Below are 917 nucleotides of genomic sequence, written 5' to 3'. Positions count from 1 at the left end.
GCCCGCGTCGATCGCGGCGAGCGCGGCAATGAGCGCTGCCGCGGACCCGCCGCGATCGGGGTGATGGAGGCGGGCGGCGGCGCGGCGGGCTTTCCCACGGTCGCCGCGGGCTGCCTCCGAGTCAGTCACCGCGCGCCGGCCGCGGGGGCGACGTCCTCGACGGTGACGTTGACCTCGGCGCCGGGGTGCAGGCGCCCCACGGTGGCGCGTACCGCTGCGGCGGTGTCGCGCACGGCGACGCCGAACACGACGATGATGTGCACGTCGACGGCGTGGTCGGCGACCCGGATCCCCGCGACGCGCCGACCCGGCAGATAGGTGCCGACTTCGCCGAACATGCCGGGGTGTAGCGCGGCGACACCGGGCACCGCCAGGACCGCGGCGGCGAGGCGCTCGGCGGGTTCCAGCGGTGGGGGCGTCGCCGCACCACCCTGGCTCATCTACTGAACCCGGGCCGGGCGGCTGCTGGTCTCGGCGGTGTCGTCGTCGCTGTCGTCGTCGACGTGCACGTCGTTGACGGTGATGTTGACCTCGGTGACCTCCAGGCCGGTCATCTTCTCGATCGCGGCGATGACGTTGCGGCGAATGCCGTTGGCCAGATCGGCGATCGCGACGCCGTATTCGGCGACGATCTCGAGGTCGATGGCGGCCTGCTTCTCGCCGACCTCTACCGAAACGCCCTGCGAATGGTTGACGGTGGCACCGGGAATGCGCTCACGAAGCTGGCCGACGATGCGTGATGCGCCACCACCTAGCGCGAACACGCCGGTGACTTCGCGCGCCGATAGGCCGGCGATCTTGGAGACCACCGTATCGGCGATCGTGGTCTTGCCCTGAGAGGTGGTCAACGCCGAGTCGCTGGTGGTTATTGGGGACTTCGGGGTGGTGGCGGGGGGCTGGGTGCTCGTCATGGGCAC

The 917-nt window shown here is 71.2% G+C and carries 2 protein-coding genes; both read right to left on the bottom strand.

The annotated features are described in order from the left end of the window. Window positions 1–125: 125 nt before the first annotated feature. The gene (locus ACLE20_RS15510) at window positions 126–440 is read right to left on the bottom strand and encodes a hypothetical protein (protein ID WP_410941215.1); all 315 of its coding nucleotides are present in this window, start codon (window positions 438–440) and stop codon (window positions 126–128) included. Next, a partial coding sequence (locus ACLE20_RS15505; protein ID WP_410941214.1) for an Asp23/Gls24 family envelope stress response protein occupies window positions 441–917 on the bottom strand: 477 nt, incomplete at its 5' end.

This window comes from Rhizobium sp. YIM 134829 (assembly GCF_046546455.1).
The sequence above is the reverse complement of the archived record's forward strand: the minus strand, read 5'-3'. Positions and strand labels throughout refer to the sequence as shown.